At 65.7% G+C, this 19,025-nt stretch carries 16 protein-coding genes; 6 read left to right on the plus strand and 10 right to left on the minus strand.

Translation table 11 applies throughout. From position 1 onward, the window contains the following. Positions 1-160: 160 nt before the first annotated feature. The 3 genes from C449_RS06875 to gdhB all read left to right on the plus strand — a co-directional run bounded on the left by C449_RS06875 (position 161) and on the right by gdhB (position 4,621). Positions 161-3,028: a bacterio-opsin activator domain-containing protein gene (locus tag C449_RS06875; RefSeq protein ID WP_006077257.1), complete on the plus strand. Its 2,868-nt coding sequence runs from the start codon at positions 161-163 to the stop codon at positions 3,026-3,028. 152 nt (positions 3,029-3,180) lie between these two features. Further along, positions 3,181-3,324 carry a rubrerythrin-like domain-containing protein gene (locus tag C449_RS17790; protein WP_006077258.1) on the plus strand — a complete coding sequence of 48 codons (144 nt, stop codon included), beginning with the start codon at positions 3,181-3,183 and terminating at the stop codon, positions 3,322-3,324. Position 3,325: 1 nt separating this feature from the next. After that, the gene (gene gdhB / locus C449_RS06880) at positions 3,326-4,621 is read left to right on the plus strand and encodes a glutamate dehydrogenase GdhB (protein WP_006077259.1); all 1,296 of its coding nucleotides are present in this window, start codon (positions 3,326-3,328) and stop codon (positions 4,619-4,621) included. Between the two features lie 34 nt (positions 4,622-4,655). Here the strand turns inward: gdhB and C449_RS06885 are convergent, their stop codons facing one another. From C449_RS06885 to C449_RS06920, 8 genes are all read right to left on the minus strand, one after another. Then, positions 4,656-5,525, minus strand: a complete 870-nt coding sequence (locus tag C449_RS06885; protein WP_006077260.1) for a polysaccharide deacetylase family protein — start codon at positions 5,523-5,525, stop codon at positions 4,656-4,658. Further along, entirely contained in the window at positions 5,518-6,639 is a 1,122-nt protein-coding gene (gene wecB, locus C449_RS06890) for a non-hydrolyzing UDP-N-acetylglucosamine 2-epimerase (protein WP_006077261.1), read from the minus strand. Before wecB ends, C449_RS06885 begins: the two co-directional genes overlap by 8 nt. Beyond that, a complete protein-coding gene (locus C449_RS06895) occupies positions 6,636-7,688 on the minus strand; it encodes a glycosyltransferase family 2 protein (RefSeq protein WP_049913960.1) in 1,053 nt (350 codons plus the stop codon). Before C449_RS06895 ends, wecB begins: the two co-directional genes overlap by 4 nt. Then, on the minus strand, positions 7,681-9,072 hold the full coding sequence (locus C449_RS06900) for a nucleotide sugar dehydrogenase (protein WP_006077263.1): 1,392 nt from the start codon (positions 9,070-9,072) through the stop codon (positions 7,681-7,683). Before C449_RS06900 ends, C449_RS06895 begins: the two co-directional genes overlap by 8 nt. After that, entirely contained in the window at positions 9,069-10,043 is a 975-nt protein-coding gene (locus C449_RS06905; protein WP_049913947.1) for a Gfo/Idh/MocA family protein, read from the minus strand. The genes C449_RS06900 and C449_RS06905 overlap by 4 nt, the downstream gene beginning before the upstream one ends. A gap of 102 nt (positions 10,044-10,145) precedes the next feature. Beyond that, positions 10,146-11,267 (minus strand): DegT/DnrJ/EryC1/StrS family aminotransferase, encoded by a 1,122-nt coding sequence (locus C449_RS06910; protein ID WP_006077265.1) that lies wholly within the window; start codon positions 11,265-11,267, stop codon positions 10,146-10,148. Then, positions 11,264-11,854 (minus strand): N-acetyltransferase, encoded by a 591-nt coding sequence (locus tag C449_RS06915; protein ID WP_006077266.1) that lies wholly within the window; start codon positions 11,852-11,854, stop codon positions 11,264-11,266. The genes C449_RS06910 and C449_RS06915 overlap by 4 nt, the downstream gene beginning before the upstream one ends. A 370-nt stretch (positions 11,855-12,224) precedes the next feature. Further along, the gene (locus C449_RS06920) at positions 12,225-13,793 is read right to left on the minus strand and encodes an oligosaccharide flippase family protein (protein WP_006077267.1); all 1,569 of its coding nucleotides are present in this window, start codon (positions 13,791-13,793) and stop codon (positions 12,225-12,227) included. 206 nt (positions 13,794-13,999) lie between these two features. On the opposite strand from C449_RS06920, the gene C449_RS06925 reads away from it, so the two are divergent. Next, positions 14,000-15,685: an alkaline phosphatase family protein gene (locus C449_RS06925; protein ID WP_006077268.1), complete on the plus strand. Its 1,686-nt coding sequence runs from the start codon at positions 14,000-14,002 to the stop codon at positions 15,683-15,685. Further along, the gene (locus C449_RS06930; protein ID WP_006077269.1) at positions 15,682-16,686 is read left to right on the plus strand and encodes a GNAT family N-acetyltransferase; all 1,005 of its coding nucleotides are present in this window, start codon (positions 15,682-15,684) and stop codon (positions 16,684-16,686) included. The genes C449_RS06925 and C449_RS06930 overlap by 4 nt, the downstream gene beginning before the upstream one ends. 59 nt (positions 16,687-16,745) lie before the next feature. On the opposite strand, the gene C449_RS06935 is transcribed toward C449_RS06930, so the two are convergent. Continuing rightward, the gene (locus C449_RS06935; RefSeq protein WP_006077270.1) at positions 16,746-17,351 is read right to left on the minus strand and encodes a metal-dependent hydrolase; all 606 of its coding nucleotides are present in this window, start codon (positions 17,349-17,351) and stop codon (positions 16,746-16,748) included. Positions 17,352-17,356: 5 nt separating this feature from the next. Then, a complete protein-coding gene (locus tag C449_RS06940; RefSeq protein ID WP_006077271.1) occupies positions 17,357-18,499 on the minus strand; it encodes a DUF1616 domain-containing protein in 1,143 nt (380 codons plus the stop codon). Between the two features lie 214 nt (positions 18,500-18,713). Here C449_RS06940 and C449_RS06945 point away from each other — a divergent pair, with 214 nt between their 5' ends. Beyond that, on the plus strand, positions 18,714-18,995 hold the full coding sequence (locus tag C449_RS06945) for a winged helix-turn-helix domain-containing protein (RefSeq protein WP_006077272.1): 282 nt from the start codon (positions 18,714-18,716) through the stop codon (positions 18,993-18,995). Positions 18,996-19,025: the final 30 nt, after the last annotated feature.

Here is a 19,025-nt window from a genome sequence, read left to right on the forward strand (position 1 = left end):
CAATCGCTCGGATATGCACCGATTTCCCGGTTTGCAGGCCACGAACGGATCGTGAACGACCGAGTCCGCAACTTCCTCGTACACTCGTCGCCCTGTCTCGCTCCATCGTCGCGGGTCTCCGTCGGTGCGTTGAACTCGGTCGAACGTGTACCCGCACGACATGGCGACTGCCGCGGACACGCTGGCCGGATCGCACGTCCTTCTCGTCGGCACGGCCGAGTGGACGACGATCCTCGCGGACGCGCTCGAAGCCCACGGATCGTCGGTGCGGACGGTCGCGACTGCCGACGCCGCAACCGCTGCTCTCGACGACCACCCGGTCGAGTGTGTCGTCAGCGAGTATGCACTCGACGAGCGCACGGGGCTCGAACTCCTCCGAACCGTCAGGGACGAGACCGCGACGCTACCCGTCGTGCTCTGCACGGCGGCAGGTTCCGAGACCATCGCCAGTGAGGCGATCGCCGCCGGCGTGACGGACTACGTCGCCATCACCGGCCCCTTCGAGACGATCGTCGACGACGTCCTCACGCGGCTCGGCCAGGCCGTCCGTACGGCCGAGCGGACCGATACTCGGCACGACCGAGCCCGTCAGTTCGACGCGACGTTCCACGACGATCGGACCGCGACCTGGGTGCTCGATCCGGACGGCTCGCTCCGGCGGGCTAACTCGACTGCGCGCGGGATGGTCGCGGCCGATGCCGAGAACGCCACCGAAGAGCCGTTCTGGACGCTGCCGTGGTGGACCGACGGGGAGCGAGCGATCGTGGAACGGACGATCGAGCACGCCATCGACGGTCGGTTCGACAGCTCGACCGTCACCAGAGAGCACGAGGACGGGACTCCACAGACGCTCGACCTCTCGGCCCGTCCCGTTCGAGACGAGACCGGGACGGTCGTCTCGGTCGTCGTTGAGGGCGTCGACGTCACCGAGCGCGTCTCGCTCGAACGCGACCTCCGCGAGTCCGAGGAGCTCCACCGGGTCACGCTCAACAACATGACCGATACGGTGTTGATCACCGACGACGACGGCGCGTTCACCTACGTCTGTCCCAACGTTCACTTCATCTTCGGCTACACCGCCGAGGAAATCCACGATCTCGGCTCGATCGAGAGCCTTCTCGGATCGGACCTGTTCGATCGGAACGACCTGGCCGCCGAGGGTGTGCTGAAGAACATCGAGTGTACGGCGACCGACAAGGCGGGCCGCGAGCACACCCTGCTGGTGAACGTGCGGGAGGTGTCGATCCAGGGCGGCACGCTACTCTACAGTTGCCGCGATATCACCAAACGAAAGCGGCGCGAGGAGGCGCTTGCCGGGCTCCACACGACGACGCGCGACCTCCAGTACGCCGGGACCGATCGGGAGATCGCCCACATCGTGGTCGACGACGCGGCCGCAGTACTCGACCTCGACGCGAGCGCGGTCTACCTTTTCAACGCCGACGAGAACGCGCTCGAACCAGTCGCCGCCTCGAACGGCATGGGGCGACTCGACGGGCCGTTGCCGACGCGGCGGGCAAACGACGAGACCATCCCAGGACACACCTTCGTCGCGGACGATGCCCGGTTTTACGACGACGTTCACGACGCCGACCGACTCGCGAACGAGGCGACCGGGATCCGGAGCGGGGCGTACATTCCGCTCGGCGAGCACGGCGTGTTCGTCGCTGCCGCCGGGACGGTCGGGGCGTTCGACGACGTGCTCCGAGAGCTCACCGACCTGCTCGCGGCGACGGCCGAGGCCGCCCTCGATCGGGTCGAGCGCGAGAGCCGGCTCCGCGAGCAGGAGCGCGAACTCCAGCGGCGAAACGCCCAGCTCACGCGGCTCGACGGGCTCAACGAGATTATTCGGGAGATCGACGGGGCACTCGTCCGGGCGGAGACCCGCGAGGAGATCGACCGCGCCGTCTGTGAGCTGCTGACGGCCGAGGACCGGTTCGCGTTCGCGTGGATCGGCGACGTCGACCCGACTTCCGAGACGCTGGAACCACGGGCATGGGCCGGGACCGAGCAGGGCTACCTCGATAGCGTGTCGCTTTCGGTTGGCACGTCGGGGGCGGGGGAGCCGGCGGGCCAGGCGGCAGCCACCCGGGAGGTGCAGACAGTCTCGAACGTGGCCGACCGACTCCGGGAGGCACCGTGGCGGTCGGCGGCGCTCACGCGCGACTATCTATCGGTGCTCAGCGTGCCGCTGGCGCACGATGACTTCGAGTACGGTGTGTTGACCGTCTACGCCGAGACGGCGAACGCGTTCGACGGGACTGCACGAGCCGTGCTGGCGGAGCTCGGCGAAACCATCGCGTCGGCGACCAGCGCGGTCGAGCGGAAGAACGCACTGTTGACCACCGCGAACACGCGTCTGGAGTTCGAGACGCGCGACTCGGGGTTCGTGTTCGCCCGGCTCGCCCGACGTGCGGAATGTACTCTCTCATATCAGGGCGGCGTTCAGCGAACCGCGGACGGCGTCTACGTCTTCGTCACCGTGACCGACACCGACATCGAAGACGTCGTCGCTGCGGCTCGGGAGCTCGTATCGATCGCCGACGTCGAGCGGATCGGGACGGACGACGAGGCGGGTGTGCTCCGACTCCGACTCTCGCAGCCGTTCCTCGCGCTTGATCTCGCCGACCACGGAGCCGTCCTCCGGCGCGCCACGGCCGACGGCGAGACCGCGACGCTCGTCGTCGACGTGCCCAACAGCGTCGACGTCCGTCGCATCGATCGTCTCGTCGCCGAGACGTTCACGGACGTCGAGCTCCTGTCGAAGCGGTCGGTCGACCGCGCGTCGTCGCGAGACCTCCACGCGGCCTTTCTCGATCGGTTGACCGACCGCCAGCTGGAGGTGCTCCAGACGGCGTACTACAGCGGTTACTTCGAGTCGCCGCGCGAGAGCACGGGCGAGGAGATCGCAGCGACCCTCGGGATCTCGCCGCCGGCGTTCTACCGACACGCGCGAACGGTCCAGCGCAAGCTGTTTACCGTTTTGTTCGACGACATCGGCGTCCCGTCCGCCGTCACCGCCGGCTGAGCGGCGTTGCGAAACGACGTAGCCCCGGAATAGCGAACTGGTCAAGTGAATGGAGTTATCTGGGGGTGGGTTCAATAACAAACCTATACTCACGATCGCTGTTCGTTGTTGAACGCTGCTGGTAATCCGCCGGAAGTTCTTATTGGAAGACGATGCGAGACGTCGATCAGAGTGCCGATAGCGAAACGCCGTACGAATGCTTTGACTGTGGAACGATCGTGCTAGCGGCGACGAACCCGGGCCAGTGCGATGACTGCGGTGGCGAGATTCGCAACCGGCTGATCCCGCTCGAATGAGATGAGCTCGGACTCCCAGCCGACGGGTCCCTCGACCGAGACCGCCGATGCAGCCGAGACCGAATCCGCACTCGACACCGCCCGTCGCCAGCTCACCCGCGCGGCCGAGCACGTCGAGATCGATCCGAACGTCGTCGAGCGACTCGCCCATCCGAACGCGGTCCATGAGGTCTCGATCCCGCTCGAACGCGACGACGGCACCGTCGAGGTCTTTACTGGGTACCGTGCCCAACACGACAGCGTTCGCGGACCGTACAAGGGCGGCCTCCGCTTCCATCCGGGCGTGACCCACGACGAGTGTGTCGGGCTCTCGATGTGGATGACGTGGAAGTCCGCCGTGCTCGACCTCCCGTTCGGCGGGGCGAAAGGCGGGATCGTCGTCGATCCGAAGAATCTGAGCGCCGACGAGAACGAACGCCTCACACGGCGATTCGCCCAGGAGATCCGTGACGTGATCGGACCGACCCGCGATATCCCGGCCCCCGACATGGGGACCGACGCCCAGACGATGGCGTGGATCATGGACGCCTACTCGATGCAGCAGAGCGAGACCACACCGGGCGTCGTCACCGGCAAACCGCCCGTCGTCGGCGGGAGCTACGGCCGCGAGGAGGCTCCCGGCCGGAGTGTGGCGATCGTCACCCGCGAGGTCTGCACCCACTACGATCGCTCGCTATCGGGCACGACGGTCGCGATTCAGGGGTTCGGCAGCGTGGGCGCGAACGCCGCCCGACTGCTCGACGACTGGGGTGCGACCGTCGTCGCCGTGAGCGACGTCAACGGCGCGATTCACGACCCTACCGGTCTCGACGTTCACGCGATCCCCACTCACGAGGAGGAGCCCGAAGCGGTCACCGCCGGCGTCGACGACGTTCTCCCGAACGCCGATCTCCTCGAACTCGATGTCGACGTGTTGATTCCGGCGGCAGTCGGCAACGTTCTGACCGAAGCGAACGCCGACAACGTCCGGGCCGACATCGTGGTGGAGGGCGCGAACGGCCCGACGACGACCGCGGCGGACGAAATCTTCGAGAAGCGCGGAATTCCAGTCGTCCCCGATATCCTCGCCAACGCCGGCGGCGTCACGGTCTCTTATTTCGAGTGGCTCCAGGACATCAACCGCCGGGCGTGGTCGCTGGAGAAGGTCAACGAGGAGCTCGAAGCCGAGATGCTGGCGGCGTTCGAGGACGTTCGAACGGCAGTCGACGAGCGCGACGCGACGTGGCGCGACGCCGCCTACATCGTCGCACTCCGCCGGCTCGCCGAGGCTCAGGAAGCGCGCGGTCTCTGGCCGTAGACTCCTGCTTTTCGCGACGGCTCTGGCCCCACAATCAAGCCTCGATAGCGCCGACCTTGGGATCGTCGAGGCGTTCGTACAGATCACCGGGCGGGCCGACCCACGCGCCGAGCTCGAGTGCGCGCTCGATCAACCGCCGATAGAGTTCGCGATAGCCGGGGAAGTCGTCGCTCAGCAGCCGTGGGTGCCAGAGTACCGTCATCACCGCGTCGTTGTCGGCCGCTTCCGCGAGCAGCGATTCGCAGGCATCCCACGCCGCTTCGAAGTTCCCATCCTCGACCAGCGCGGTCTCCATCGCCGTGAGTGGGAAGACCACGAACTCGTCGTCGAACGGCCGGAGCGGCTCGTAGCCGTGCTGGAAGCCGTACTCCGTGCTCGATCCGAGCGAACTGTCGTAGTTGAGGCCGATCGCGCGGTGATGTCCCCAGGTTTCCTTTCCGGGGGTGAGGTTGAGGAAGTGCTGACGGCCGCCCGTCACTTCGTGACCCAGCGCACGCTCGATTTTCGCCTTCTCGTCGGCGAGGCGCTCGCGGTCGTCGAACGAGTCGAACGAGCCGTGGAGGCCGACCTCCCACCCGCCGGCGTCGAGCGCCTGGATGATGTTCGTGAGATCGGTGCTCTCGACGTCGTACCGACCGAGATGTTCGATCCAGTACCGAGGATTGCACCACTGTCGGAACGGTCGATTGGGTAGACCGGGCTCGGAGAGGAAATAGAACGCCGACCGCACGCCGAGATCGTCTTCGAGCGCCATCAGCGACTCGAACTGCCAGTAGGGGTTGTGACCTGGCCGGAACGCAGCGAGTTGGCTGGGGTCGCGTTCGTTCAGCGCGTCGTAGATCGCTCGATAGGTCTTGTACGGCCGGTCGACATCGTGGGTGAGACAGAGCGCGAACTCAGCCATCGGTCGCCCTGCTCGTCATCTCGACCTCGCTCACGCCCCCGTCCTCGCTGCCGCCGTTCTCGATGACCGCAACGATCCGTTCGGCGGCGTCGCCGTCGCCGTAGAGTTCGGGTTTTTCGGGCAACGAGACCGGCCGTGAGAGTTCTCGCGCGATGGCGGCCTCGTCCGCGCCGACGAGAACGTTCCAGCCCGCGTCGACGGTCTCGACCCACTCGGTCTCGTCCCGGAGGGTGACACACGGCGTATCGAGGAAAAAGGCCTCCTTCTGCACACCGCCGGAGTCGGTGGCGACGCGCTCGGCCCCGTCGAGCAGCCGGACGAAATCCACGTAGCCGACGGGATCGATCAGCGTGAGACACTCGGCGACCGTCTCTCGGAGGCCACACTCGGCGAGCCGTTCGCTCGTCCGCGGGTGGATCGGGAACACGACCTCGCGATCGGCGTCGCACAGCGCGGCCATGATGGCTTCCAATCTGTCGGGATCGTCGGTGTTGCCCGCGCGGTGGACGGTCGCGAGCACGTACTCGTTCGTGGTGAGGCCGTGCTCGTCGAGCACCGCCGACCGCTCTGCGGCACGACACCGCGCCCACCGGATGGCGTCGTACATCACGTCCCCTGTCTGGTGGACCATCCCGTCGCCGATCCCCTCCTTTCGGAGGTTCTCGACGCCGCGCTGGGTCGGTGCGAACAGGAGATCCGAGACGTGATCGGTGAGCACGCGGTTGATCTCCTCGGGCATTGATCGGTTGTAGCTCCGAAGACCGGCCTCGACGTGGGCGAGGGAGGCGTCGGTTTTCGCGGCCACGATCGCGCTCGCGAGCGTCGAGTTGGTATCGCCGTAGACCAGGATGACGTCGGGTGATTCGCGCTCGACGAGCTCGCCGAACCGGCTCACCATCGCCCCTGTCTGTCGACCCTGGCTGGCGGAGCCGACCCCGAGGTTGTACTCGGGAGCCGGGATGTCGAGCTCCTCGAAGAAGACGTCCGACATGGTCTCGCTGTAGTGCTGACCGGTGTGGACCAGCACCTCCTCGTGGCGCTCACGGAGTGCGCGCGAGACCGGGAACGCCTTCACGAACTGCGGGCGTGCGCCGACGACCGAGACGACCTTCACTGTTCGGCCTCCGGCTGCCGTGCCGGTTCCTCCGGCTCGCCCGCTTCGTGCTGGCGCACGCTGAGCTTCTCGTTGGTCTGGAGGTCGTAGACCATCGCCACCGCGAGTGAGATTCCGCCGACCATCACCAACAGCAGCGCGATCGATCCCCGGAGGAAGGCAGATCCCGCGCCGACGAACGCGAGCGGGGCGAACAATCCACTCGCGACGCCGGTGAGCGTGCCGACGAAGCCGAGGAAGTACAGGATGACGAGCGGATGGAAGTCACGCACCACGTACCGCATCACGAGCCGGTGGACGAAGTTGCGCGCGAGCAGCACGGAGAGCTTCGGGACGAACGAGGAGTACCGGATCCCGCTCTGCTCGTCGCCGTACACTGCCGGATGGGCGACGTCGGCGACCCGCAACCGGTGGACGTTGAGCGTCGAGAGCACGTCGTTCAAGAACCCGTAGTCGTCGTAAAGCCCGTCGATATCGATCCGCTGGAGTGCTTCCCGCGAGATCGCGGTATAGCCGTTCTGCGGGTCGCTCATCTTCCAGTAGCCGCTCGATACCTTCGTGAGGTAGGTGAGCAGCGAGTTACCGAAAAACCGCCATCCCGACATCTCACGGCGATCGCGATGGAGCAGCCGTGTCCCCTTCGCGTAGTCCGCCTCACCGTCCACGATCGGGTCGACGATCCGACTCAGCATGTCGGGGTTCATCTGGCCGTCGGCGTCCATCACCGCAGTGACGTCCATCCGCTCGGCGAGCGCGCGCCGGTAGCCGGTTTTGACCGCACCACCCCGGCCCTGGTTGTCCTCGTGGCGGATCGGCTCGACCACTTGATCGAAGTACACTCCGCCGTCGGCGAGCGTCGCGGCTTCGGTGCGCTCGGCGTTCGCGCGCTCGGCGTGGCGCTGGATCTCGTCCCACGTCCCGTCGGTCGAGCAGTCGTCGACGACGTACACCCGATCGACGAACCCCGGTAGCGTCTCGATCACGCGACCCACGAACGCCTCCTCGTTGTGAGCCGGCACCACCACGCCGACGGTCTTTCCTCTATACATCGCGACCACGTCCGATCGTGTACGTCCGGTGTGTGGTTCCGGCGAGATCGAGGCTGTCGCGTCCGTCGATCACCACTAACCCGTCACGAGCCTCGTCTCGGCGCTCGAACGCCGTCCAGTCGATCCCGTCGAACTCCTCGTGTGGCGTCACCACCACCACGCCGTCGAGCGGTCGGTCGGTGACGTCTCCGACGGCGATCGGGGTCGCGTCGAACTCGGCGAAGCCCGCGTCGTCGAGCAGCGGATCGGCGCAGAACACCGCCGCCCCCGCCTCGTTAAGCCCGTCGATGATCGGTCTCGCGGGCGTCGCAGCGGTCTCCTCGACACCGGGGCGGTAGGTCAAGCCGAGAACGAGCACTCGTGCGCCGTCAAGCGCCGAACCCTCGGCTTCGAACTCTTCGCGGAGCTTCTTGACGACGAAATCGGGCATCCCGTCGTTGACCGCACGTGCGGTTTCGAGCAGTGGGCCGTCGGCCTTGCGGCCGTCGAGCAGGAAGTACGGATAGTAGGGGATGCAGTGGCCCCCGACACCGGGGCCGGGGTCGTGGATGTCACAGAAGGGCTGGGTGTTCGCGGTCGCGATCGCCTCCGTCACGTCGATCTCGAGATCGTCGGTGAACCGCCCGAGTTCGTTGGCGAGCGCGATGTTCACGTCACGATAGACACCCTCGAATAATTTGACTGCTTCGGCCGTCGTCGCGTCGGAGACCGTGAGCACGCCCTTTCCGTTGATCGCCTCGTAGAGGACCGTCGCGGCACGGGTGCTCTCGTCGTCGACCCCGCCGACGACTTTCGGGTACGCGCCGCGGATGTCCTCCAGCGCGCGCCCGCTCGACGTGCGCTCGGGACAGAACGCCACCCCGAACTCCCCGAACGAGAGCCCGCTCTCACGTTCCAGTCGGGGAACGACGACCTCTCGGCAGGTCTTCGGCGGGACCGTACACTCCACCACGACGAGATCGCCCGGTTCGAGCCCTGTTGCAACGTCTTCGACGACGGATTCGAGGATCGAGAGGTCGGGCGCGTTTGCGTCGTCGATCCGGGTCGGCACGATGAGAACGTGGGCCGACGCCGCCGCGGCCGCACTGCGGTTGTCGGTCGCCGAAAGCGCGTCCGCCGCGACGAGCTCCGCCACGAGATCGTCGAGGCCGGGTTCGCGCGCGACGTGACACTCCCCTTTGTCGACCGTTTCGACCACCTCGCTGTCGGCGTCGGCACCGACGACGTTTCCGCAGACCTCGGCGTACGCCGCCGCGAGCGGCAGCCCCATCTTCCCGAGCCCGTAAACTGCAACCGGTACCTCACCGTCGCGGAAGGCTTCGCGCTGGCGTTCGGCGCTTGCGTCGCTGCCGTAGAGCGACGTGGTTCCGGCGGTTCGGCTCACACGTCGACCTCCATCGCTTCGTCGGTGGCGAGCCGGTCGATGGTTCGGGCGACTTCGAGCGCGCGCAGCCCGTCACCGGCGGTCACGACCGGCTCCGCGCCGGTCTCGGCACATTCGACGAACGCCGCGAGCTCCTCTTTCAGCGGTTCGCCACTGTCGACCATCGGTCGCTCCACGACGCCCTCGTGGCGGTAGTGGACCCCGCTGCCGCCCTCGACGTACTCCGGCAGCGAGTGGCGGTGGATCTCGACCGACCGATCGATGTAGTCGACGGTGATCCAGCACTCGCGGGCGGTGATCGAGAGCTCGCGCACCTTTCGTTGGGTCACGCGGCTCGCGGTGAGGCTGGCGACGATATCGTTCTCGAAGCCGAGCTGGGCGTCGATGTAGCGGTTGTCCTCTGCACCGAGCGCGTTCACGCTCTCGATATCGCTGTCGACCACCGACAGCAATACGTCGATGTCGTGGATCATCAGATCCAACACCGCGTTGTCCTCGATCCGGCGCTCGCGCGGCGATCCGAGCCGCTGGGCGTCGACCGCGATGATCTCGTGATTTTCGAGAATTTCGGTCACGGCTCTGATCGCGGGGTTGAACCGCTCGACGTGGCCCACCTGGATCGTGACGCCGTGTTCTTCGGCGAGCGAGATGAGTTCGCGACCCTCGCTCGGCTCGGCCACGAACGGCTTCTCGACGAGCACGTGGACGCCCGCTGTGATACACTCGCGTGCGATCGGGTAGTGGTGGGCGGTCGGAACGGCGATCGAGACCGCTTCGGCGGCCTCGGCCAGTTCGCACTGGTCCATCGCGCGTGTGCCGTGGCGCGTCGCGATCTCGCGCGCCCGGTCAGCGTCGGCGTCGGCGACGCCGACGAGCGAGACGCCCGGGAGTTCGCTGTAGACCCGCGCGTGGGACGCGCCCATGCTGCCGACTCCGATTACGCCGACTCGAAGCGGGTCCGTACTACCCATCCGCCGCCTCCACTGCTCTCGGTGTCGCTGCCGTCGGCGCGCGGTTCCGGACAGCGGCCGTGAGTGGACCGTCCGGCGACGGTCTGGCGATCACGGCCGGTATCACGATGGGTGCCCTCCCATCTCGAAGCGACGGACAGCGGTCATGATGGTTTCGAGGTCCGACGCCGAAAGGTTTGGATGTACCGGTAGCGAGAGCACCTCTTCGGCAGCGCGTTCGGTGACCGGCACGTCACACGTTACCTCGTCGTAGGCGGGCTGTTCGTGGATCGGCGTCGGGTAGTAGATCCCCGTTCCAATCCCTTCGTCGTCGAGATGGGCGCGCAACGCGTCGCGGTCGTCGGTCCGGATCGTGTACTGGTGGTAGACGTGCCGCCGGCCGTCCGGTTCGACCGGTGTCTCGATTCCCTCGACATCGGCGAGGCCTTCGGTCAGCCGTGCGGCGTTCTCACGGCGTTGCTCATTGCTCTCCCGGAGGCGGTGGTCGATCTGGACGCGACCGATAGCCGCGAGCACGCTCGACATCCGGAAGTTGTGGCCGACCGTCGCGTGGTCGTAAGACCCACTTGTGTCGTCGCCGAACCGTGCCGCCGACCGGCCGTGGTTGACGAACCGTGCCGCGCGCGCCGCAACGTCCTCGTCGTCGGTAAGCACCATCCCGCCCTCGCCGGTGGTCAGGTTCTTCGTCGGATAGAAGGAGAAACACGCCGCGTCGCCGAACGTCCCGACGCGCTCGCCGTCGATGGCCGCACCGTGGGCCTGGGCAGCGTCCTCGATCAGGTGGAGATCGTGTGCCTCGGCGATCGTTCCGAGGCGCTCCATATCGGCCGGGAGGCCGAACAGATGGACCGCGAGGATCGCGTCGACGTCACGTTCTGCCACCACCGACTCGACCGCGTCGGGATCGAGGTTGTAGGTGTTTGGATCGATGTCGGCAAACACCGGCTCCGCACCGGTGAACCGGACTGCGTTGGCGCTGGCGATGAACGAAAACGAGGGTGTCACCACCGTGTCGCCGGGACCGATGTCGAGCGCTTCGAGGGCTGTGTGAAGCGCCGTGGTGCCGTTCGCGGTCGCCACGCCATGCGAAGCGCCACAGAACGCGGCGAACTCCTCTTCGAACCCCCGGACTTCGGGCCCGTCGGCGAGCTGTCCGCTCTCGATGATCTCGCCGACGCGCTCTTTCTCGCGCTCACCGAGCTCCGGATCGGCGATCGGGATCATATCGCGTTCTCCCCTGTGAGTTCGTCCGGCAGTGGTTCGTGGCGGGCGGGTACGCCGACCGCGAGCGTCTCCGGCGGAACGTCCTCGGCGACGACCGCGCCGGCGGCGACAAACGACCCACGGCCGACCGTAACTCCAGGCAGGAGAGTGGCGTTCGCGCCGATCGAGACGTGGTCCTCGATGGCCGGGCCGACGAGCTCGTGCTCACGGCGAACCGGATATGGATCGTTCGTGAGAACTGCGCGCGGACCGATGAACACCTGACTCCCGATATCGGTATGGGTGGGGACGTACACGCCGGTTTGAAGGCTGACGTGCGAGCCGACTGTGGTGGTACCGTCGATCGTGACGTCGGTGCCGACGAGGACGTCGTCGCCGATAGCAGTGTTCTCGCGGACGAGCGCGTTGTGACCCGTCGTGAAATCGTCGCCGATCTCGACATCGGCGTAGACGATGGTGCCAGCGCGGATCGTCGCGCGATCGCCGATGCGTGCGGGCCGGGCGTCCGGCGTGTGCTCGTAGCCGACCGTTGCGCCCGCGTCGAGGCGGCAGTCGGTGCCGGTAGTTGCGTGTGTATCGTCAGTCATCGGCGAGACCTCCTTCGGTTACACACCGTAGCGATGCAGTTGGGAGACGTGGAGGGCACCGGAGGTGTGGCGACGGGTCGCGGGACGTGGGCGGTGTCGCGCACCGTCGATGTCGCGTCCGGTGAGGGCTGTGGTGGCTCATTCGGTGGGCGAATGTGATGACGGGGCCGGGTTCTCGCTCCCCGCAGTCTTGCTGTCCCGTTATTTCTGAAAGAGACTCGTTTATCGTATATAGTGTTTTCCTATCGGCCACCGTCAATGTTTCCATCCGGTGACTCTCGGCATGTGGGGTTCTCCCCGATCGACTGGGGAACGTTCTCTTTCATTTATCGCACGAGTTCGCAGATGGACCGAACGGCTCGGACGAGATTCACCGATCGCGATCGATACGCTGCGTGCCTGACGGGATGTATCGCCGGATCAGCGGGATGCGGACGCCGAGACGTTGCTCGACGAGATCGATCGGAACCTCGTCCTCGGGCTGGAGACAACCAGTGACGGCAACCAACGTAACCGCAGCGAGACCGGCGAGGATGCCGAACACGGGGAGCGTGATCACCGACAGCGTGATGACGTCCGAAAGGACGAGTGCTGGCGGGAACAGTCCGAGCGGGAGCACGAGGAACGCTCGAACCGTCCATTTCGAGAACGGTGCGATCCCGGTCGTCCGCCAGAGCACCAGCATGGCAGTCGCGTTGAGCACGAAAAACGAGACCGCGGAGGCGACCGCCGCGCCGACGACGCCGTAGGTTGGGATCATCACGAGATTCAACGCGATGTTCAACACTGCGGTGACGGTGTTCACTGCGAGGATATAGGTGGTGTAGCCAAAGGCCGATAGAGTGTCTTGACACCGGCCGTTGGCCGCACTCATGAAAAAGCCGATCGAGAGGATCGCGAGGACGGTCGCGGACCGCGGATCGGTTTCGCTGAAGACGATCGCCACTACGTCACCGGGAAACGCGACGAACGTAAGAAAAAGCGGAAAGGCAGCGATGTAGATCCACTTCGTCGTCACCTTGTACACACGATCGACCTCCTCACGGTTGCTGTCGTTGTCGAGCCGCGAGGCGAGCGGCATGTAGAGAAAGCCGAACACCGAGAGGATTACCGGGAGACCGGCCGCGAGCGGGTAGCCGTAGTTGTACACGCCAGCGGCGTTCGGAGCCGAAGCGAGCGCACCGAGCATCAACTTATCGATTTGTGAAAGCATCGAAGAGACGGCCGAGGCAATCACCAGCGGTGCGGAAAACCGCAACAGTGCCCCTGCATGCGTCCGAAACAGGCCACGAAGCGGGAGGAGACGATTGAGAAAGACGTGTGCGACGACGAACGCGACGCCCGCCGCGATGATGTAGGCGTAGCCCGCGGCGAACACGCCGAGACCGAGACCGAACAGGAGGGCCAGAAGCAGCCCGACTCGGAGTCCGTTGTAGAGCAGATCGTACGCGTACGTCCGGTAGATGGTGTTTTCGTGGCCACGGATCGCACCAACGGCGACGCGAAGCCCGACGACCAGCGGGATCGCCGTCGCGAACAGTACCGGAACCAGTATCGGGGTGTCCGGATTGAAGAACACCCGACGAACTGGACCGCGAAGGATAACGATCCCCGAAGCGATCGCAAGCGCCGCCCCGCCAGCGATCACGAGACCGGTCACCCACACCCCCCGAACGTCACGATCGTCGTGGAATCGCGACATGAACCGAGGGATTCCTTGATTGAAGCCCACGAGCGCGATCGTAGTGCTGAACATCATCATCGGGAACGCGATGGAGAACGCGTTCCACGCGGAATCCGAGAGGACGTTACCAAGAAGCACCTGTTCGAACAGCTTCGAGAACGACCCAAACAGGCTGCCGACGAGCACGAGGCTGGCGCTCGACACCAGCGACGAGAGGTTCGCGTCGTCCGTGGCGGCCGAGCCCTCACCGGCCACCCTCGGCCTCCGTGGATCGTGGCGTCGAGAACCAGCGCCGACGGAACTTTTCGGCGGGCTGTGCGACGGGGATCATCATTCGATGGGTCTCCGTGGCGTCAAAATAGCGTTTCGTTCTCGCTGGCGCTCTCGTGGTGCCACCGGACACGGTGACATGCGGTGGTAATCAGAGGACATAAGGACGGATGGACTGGGAGAAGTAGTATATGCCGAGCCGTGGGTCGGGACCGGACACGCTCCTCGTCGGGCTCGATGCGGCCTGTGAGCCAGTGCTCGACCGGCTGTTCGCGGCGGGGGCCGACCTCCCGCATCTGCGATCGATCCTCGACGACGGCGCGAGCGGCCCCCTGGAGTCCCAGATTCCGCCGTGGACCGCGAGTGCGTGGCCGTCGCTGTACACCGGGACGAACCCCGGCAAACACGGTGTGTTCGGCTTTCTCGACTTCGACGGCTACGACTGGGACGTGGTGAACGCCACCGATGTCCGCGAGCGCGCACTCTGGGAGCTCCTCGATTCACAGGGGTTGTCGAGCGTCGTCGTCAACGTTCCCGTGACCCACCCGCCCAGGGAATTCGACGGCGCGCTCGTTCCGGGTTACGTCGCTCCCGACGATCCGACCTGTTATCCCGCGGGTCTCCTCGACGAGGTTCGCGACTCGATCGGTGCCTACCGAGTCTACCCCCGTCATACCGGCGGGAGCGACACCACGACTGACGAGAAAATCACGGAGTACCGCGACACCATCGAGATGCGCGGCGACGCGTTCCGGTATCTCGAGGACCGATTCGCGCCCGACTTCGGGTTCGTCGAGTTCCAGGCCACCGACACCGTCTTTCACGAGTGTCCCGGCGACTTCGACGCCGTTCGGGCCGTCTACGAGGCGGTCGACGAACAGGTGGGTGCGATCCTCGACGCGTGCGATCCCGCCACCGTCGTGATCGCCAGCGATCACGGGATCGGCGAGTACACCGGCTACGACGTGCGACTCAACACAATTCTCCGGGATGCAGGATTCACCGAAACCGCCCGCGGTGGGCGTGGAATGCCGTCGTGGGACGTCATTCGGGACGACCAGTTCCTCGGCGACGGCTCGGGAGACGAAGGCGACGAACGCGACAGTGACAGCAGTGCTCGCGGTTCGAACGACACAGAGCCGAGCGTCCTCGAACGCGCGATGGAGACGGCCGCGCGTGCCGGCGTCACGAGCCAGCGCGTTGGACGAGTGCTCGAACGCCTCGGGCTCGCGGAGATCGTCGTGCGCCACGTACCGAAAGGGATGATCCGTGCGGGCACCGAGCAGGTCGATTTCCCCGCCTCGCAGGCCTACGCTCGCTCACACATCGAGTGTGGAATCCGGCTCAACGTCGCCGGTCGCGAACCGGATGGCGTCGTCCCCCGTGAGGAGTACGACGCGGTACGTGAGACGATCATCGAACTCCTCTCGGATCTCGAAACGCCCGATGGAAAACCGGCGTTCGACGACGTTGCGCCGCGGGAGTCGTACTTCGAGGGAGGAGAGGCCGAGCGCGCGGTCGACGTTGTCATCGTCCCACGAGCGTTCGACCAGTTCCTCTCGACACAACTGCGCGAGACGGCGTTCGGCCCGCCGACCGAGCCCTACAACCACAAACGCGACGGCCTGATCGCCGCCACGGGCGAGAGGATCGACGAGGAGGCCTCGCTCGCGGGCGCACACCTGTTCGACGTCGCCCCGACGGTGCTCGCGACCCTCGGGCTGGCCCGCGGCGAGCACATGGACGGCGACGTGTTATCGGTAGTCGAATCGGTGGGCGAGCGCGCGTACCCGGAAGTCGACGAGCGCGACCGCGAGGCGACCGACGAACGCGCCGTCGAACAGCGACTTTCGGACCTGGGATATCTTCAAGAATGAGCATCGAGATCACGAAAGCGACCGACGACGAGCTGGACGACTGGAACCGTCACGTGGAGCGATCGCCCCACGCCAACCCCTTCCATCTGCTGGGAAGTCTCGAAACGATGGCCGACCACGCGAACGCCGATCTTCATCCCCTGGTCGGATTCAAGGGCCAGGAACCCGTGGGGATCTTCCCGGTCTTCGAGATCGAGCGGATGGGAGTTTCGACGGTGTTCTCACCGCCGCCCGATCTCCTGATTCCCTACCTCGGCCCGGCGCTGTGCAACGTCGAGAAGCTGAAACAGCGCAAGCGCGAGCGCCGCCACGAGAAGTTCATCGATGGGTGTTTCGAATGGCTCGATCGAGCGTGCGATCCCCGATACGTTCACGTTCACACCGATCCCCGATACGACGACTTCCGGCCTCTGGGCTGGAACGGACTGGAGGCCTCGCCGAACTACTCCTATCGCGTCGATCTCACGCCCGGTGCGGACGATCTCCTGAAACGATTCAGCAGCGACGCGCGGAGCAACGTCAAGAACGGTGCGCCCGAACACTGTACGATCGAGGAGGGTGGCGAGGACGCGATCCGACGGATCGTAACCCAGGTTGCCCGGCGTTACGACGCCCAAGACGAGTACTACGCCGTCACACCGGGGTTCGTGATCGATCTCCGCGAGCGCCTGCCCGACGGCTGCGTCCGGGCGTACGTCTGTCGGGTCGACGGCCGGTTCGTCGGCGGGATGATCACATTAGAGGACGACGACATCATCTACCGGTGGCAGGGCGGCGCGAAACACGACGCCGACGTGGCCGCGAACGATCTGGTCGACTGGCACATCATGCGCGACGCGATCGAACGCGACATCGACGGCTACGATCTCGTCGGGGCTAACTCGCGACGACTCAACGGGTACAAGGCGAAGTTCAATCCCGAACTCCGCACCTACCACCAGGCCGAACGTGCCGGGCCGGCGTTGCGCATCGCGCGTGAAGCGTATCTCCGTCTTCGCTGAACTGCGGTCGCGGTGCGTCGCGGCGTCGCTGCTGACTGTTATCGATCGTCGATCGACGATCAGTGACGTGAGGAGTGCCGGCCGACGAAGCGGGTGAACAACCCGGTTCCCGGGCGGCCATCACGAAGCCAGAGTAGGAGAACGCTTCCGAGCACGAGGAGTTCGACCGCGACGAACAGCAACCCCTTCGGCGTGGCCAGTTGGCCGAGGTAGTTCTGAAAGTAGTACCACGCGTTCGTCACGATGCCCGCCCCCGCACCGGGACCGACGATCGGGTCCGATACGTCCACACCGGGTCGAGCGACTGCAGGCCAGAACAGGAACCAGTAGGACGCATCGCCGCCGAGAACGATCGACGGGAGAACGTCACCGGGGAGGTGTGAGAGATAGCCCACCGTAAACGCGATCGCGGGCTCGGTTCGGCCGATTCGCCATCCACCGACGAGCACGAGTGCGGTCAGGGGAATGGCGACGAACAGCGAGTGGGCGAACACGCCGGCGGGCAGCACGTTGAGCGCCCACGACAGCGGTTTGTCGACGAGATCGGGGAACTGCGTTCCGACGACGACCGCCAGCGTTGCGGGACCGTTCGGTGTGCGGCCCCGGAGGTGGGCGAACAGCGAGTAACACAGGTAGCCGACCGCGAGATGCTCCCACGGGAACATGGTGTTCAGCCGCCACCACCGCTGCCGGTACCGCTCCCGCCGCCACCCCCGCCGGCACTACCGGTTCCACCGCTTCCGACGATGTCGACCGACAGATGCGTCGTCACGTAGGCGTTGCGGGCGGTGGGGTTCTGTGGTGGATCGCCCTCGTAGAGAAGATAGGTGAGCTGGAGGCGCTCCCCGGTCACGTTCGGGGTGATCCGGTGCTGGCGCTGCCACGTCCGGTTTTCCGGGACAGTCGGCGATCGGTACCGGGTAAGCTCGCTCCGGCCGACGACCTCGCCGGCATCGTTGAGCCGCTGGAGTTGGGCCACCACCGTGTAGTTCGTCGCTTCCCCTTCGTGGTTCTGTACCTCGAGGGTGAACGGCTGGCTCGCTGTACCGGCGGTGAGCGTGACGTTTTCGTGGACGGTTTCGAGCCCGCCGTCGTCACCCTCGTTCAGCAGGGCCACGTTGGTGGTGGTTTCGCCGTCTTTCGGCACTGTAAGCGCGTAACTCATGCTCGCGGCGGCGACGAGGATGCTGAGAATCAACACGGTGTTGAGCAGCACGTCTGCCGGCGAACCCGACAGTCCATCGGCGAGATCGTCGATCCAGTAGCCGACCGGCACCGAGAACCGCTCCGAGCGCGGGAGGCGGAGCCGGCGGACGATCCCGGCGATCGCGAACACCAGGGAGAACACCACCACGATTCCGACGATCGGTCCGGTCCGGTACGGCGAACCGGTCCCGAGTAGTGTGGCGCTGAGATCGAGCGCGAGCGCGAGCAGCGGCGCGATGAACAGGCTGAGACCGAACGATAGCGCGAGTCGCTCGCCCCAGCGAACGCCGCGCTCCTGGATCGAGCGCGCGCTATCGTAGCGCTGGGAGAGCCGCGAGAGCGAACTACTTCGATCCGCCGTCCGTGATGGCCGCCCCGGGAACAGCGCCGCTACCAGCGCGTAGCCCGGGATGATCAACAGTAACGGGAGACCGAGAACGGCCCGAATCATCGTTGGAAGTCCGCCGACGATCCCGATCAGTCCGCCCACGGCCGCCGTGTACGCGATGAGAACGAGGAGATCGCCCGGCAGTCCGCGGAGTCCCGACGCATCGCTGTCGTAGCGTTCGATCGTCGTGTCGTTGCCGGTGAGCGGGTCGCGGGACACCGTTGGGACTACTACCGAACAGACTCCTAAAAATTTGGCTATCCGCTGTTTCTCGCCGCCGTTCGGCGGCTGCAAGGTCGAGTCGCTCCGCTCACGCAGCGATACCGACGGATACGATGTTGTTACTAACGCAAAAGCTATGTATGTGGATGTAAACGATACACACTCGTTATATTCCTCCAGTGAGTACGTCGTCATCAACGGGGTGACTGTAATGGCAGAGGATTGGGATACGGTAAGCTACGTGATTCGGTCGCAGTACCGAGTCGACGTGCTCGAACGGCTGGCCGAGGGTCCGGCGACGCCATCGCGGATCGCCGCGGACAAGGACATCGCTATCGCACACGTCTCGCGCGCACTCGGAGGACTGCGCGAAGAGGGCCGTGACATGGTCGAACTCCTCGTCTCCGAGGACCAGAAGAAGGGTCGGGTGTACGGGATCACCGACAAAGGCGAGCGCGTCTGGGACCGCCTCCAGTCCGAAGGTATGGTCTGATCGATCCCGCCGCAGTCACCACCTCCTGCC

Source organism: Halococcus saccharolyticus DSM 5350 (assembly GCF_000336915.1).
Lineage (GTDB): Archaea > Halobacteriota > Halobacteria > Halobacteriales > Halococcaceae > Halococcus > Halococcus saccharolyticus.

Excerpts from the sequence above, each read along its gene's own strand:
- gdhB (WP_006077259.1), top strand. The coding sequence starts at position 3,326 with ATGAGCTCGGACTCCCAGCCGACGGGTCCCTCGACCGAGACCGCCGAT.
- C449_RS06895 (WP_049913960.1), bottom strand. The coding sequence starts at position 7,688 with ATGTATAGAGGAAAGACCGTCGGCGTGGTGGTGCCGGCTCACAACGAG.
- C449_RS06945 (WP_006077272.1), top strand. The coding sequence starts at position 18,714 with ATGGCAGAGGATTGGGATACGGTAAGCTACGTGATTCGGTCGCAGTAC.
- C449_RS06875 (WP_006077257.1), top strand. The coding sequence starts at position 161 with ATGGCGACTGCCGCGGACACGCTGGCCGGATCGCACGTCCTTCTCGTC.
- C449_RS17790 (WP_006077258.1), top strand. The coding sequence starts at position 3,181 with ATGCGAGACGTCGATCAGAGTGCCGATAGCGAAACGCCGTACGAATGC.
- C449_RS06915 (WP_006077266.1), bottom strand. The coding sequence starts at position 11,854 with ATGACTGACGATACACACGCAACTACCGGCACCGACTGCCGCCTCGAC.
- C449_RS06935 (WP_006077270.1), bottom strand. The coding sequence starts at position 17,351 with ATGTTCCCGTGGGAGCATCTCGCGGTCGGCTACCTGTGTTACTCGCTG.
- C449_RS06905 (WP_049913947.1), bottom strand. The coding sequence starts at position 10,043 with ATGGGTAGTACGGACCCGCTTCGAGTCGGCGTAATCGGAGTCGGCAGC.
- C449_RS06910 (WP_006077265.1), bottom strand. The coding sequence starts at position 11,267 with ATGATCCCGATCGCCGATCCGGAGCTCGGTGAGCGCGAGAAAGAGCGC.
- C449_RS06925 (WP_006077268.1), top strand. The coding sequence starts at position 14,000 with ATGCCGAGCCGTGGGTCGGGACCGGACACGCTCCTCGTCGGGCTCGAT.
- C449_RS06885 (WP_006077260.1), bottom strand. The coding sequence starts at position 5,525 with ATGGCTGAGTTCGCGCTCTGTCTCACCCACGATGTCGACCGGCCGTAC.
- C449_RS06930 (WP_006077269.1), top strand. The coding sequence starts at position 15,682 with ATGAGCATCGAGATCACGAAAGCGACCGACGACGAGCTGGACGACTGG.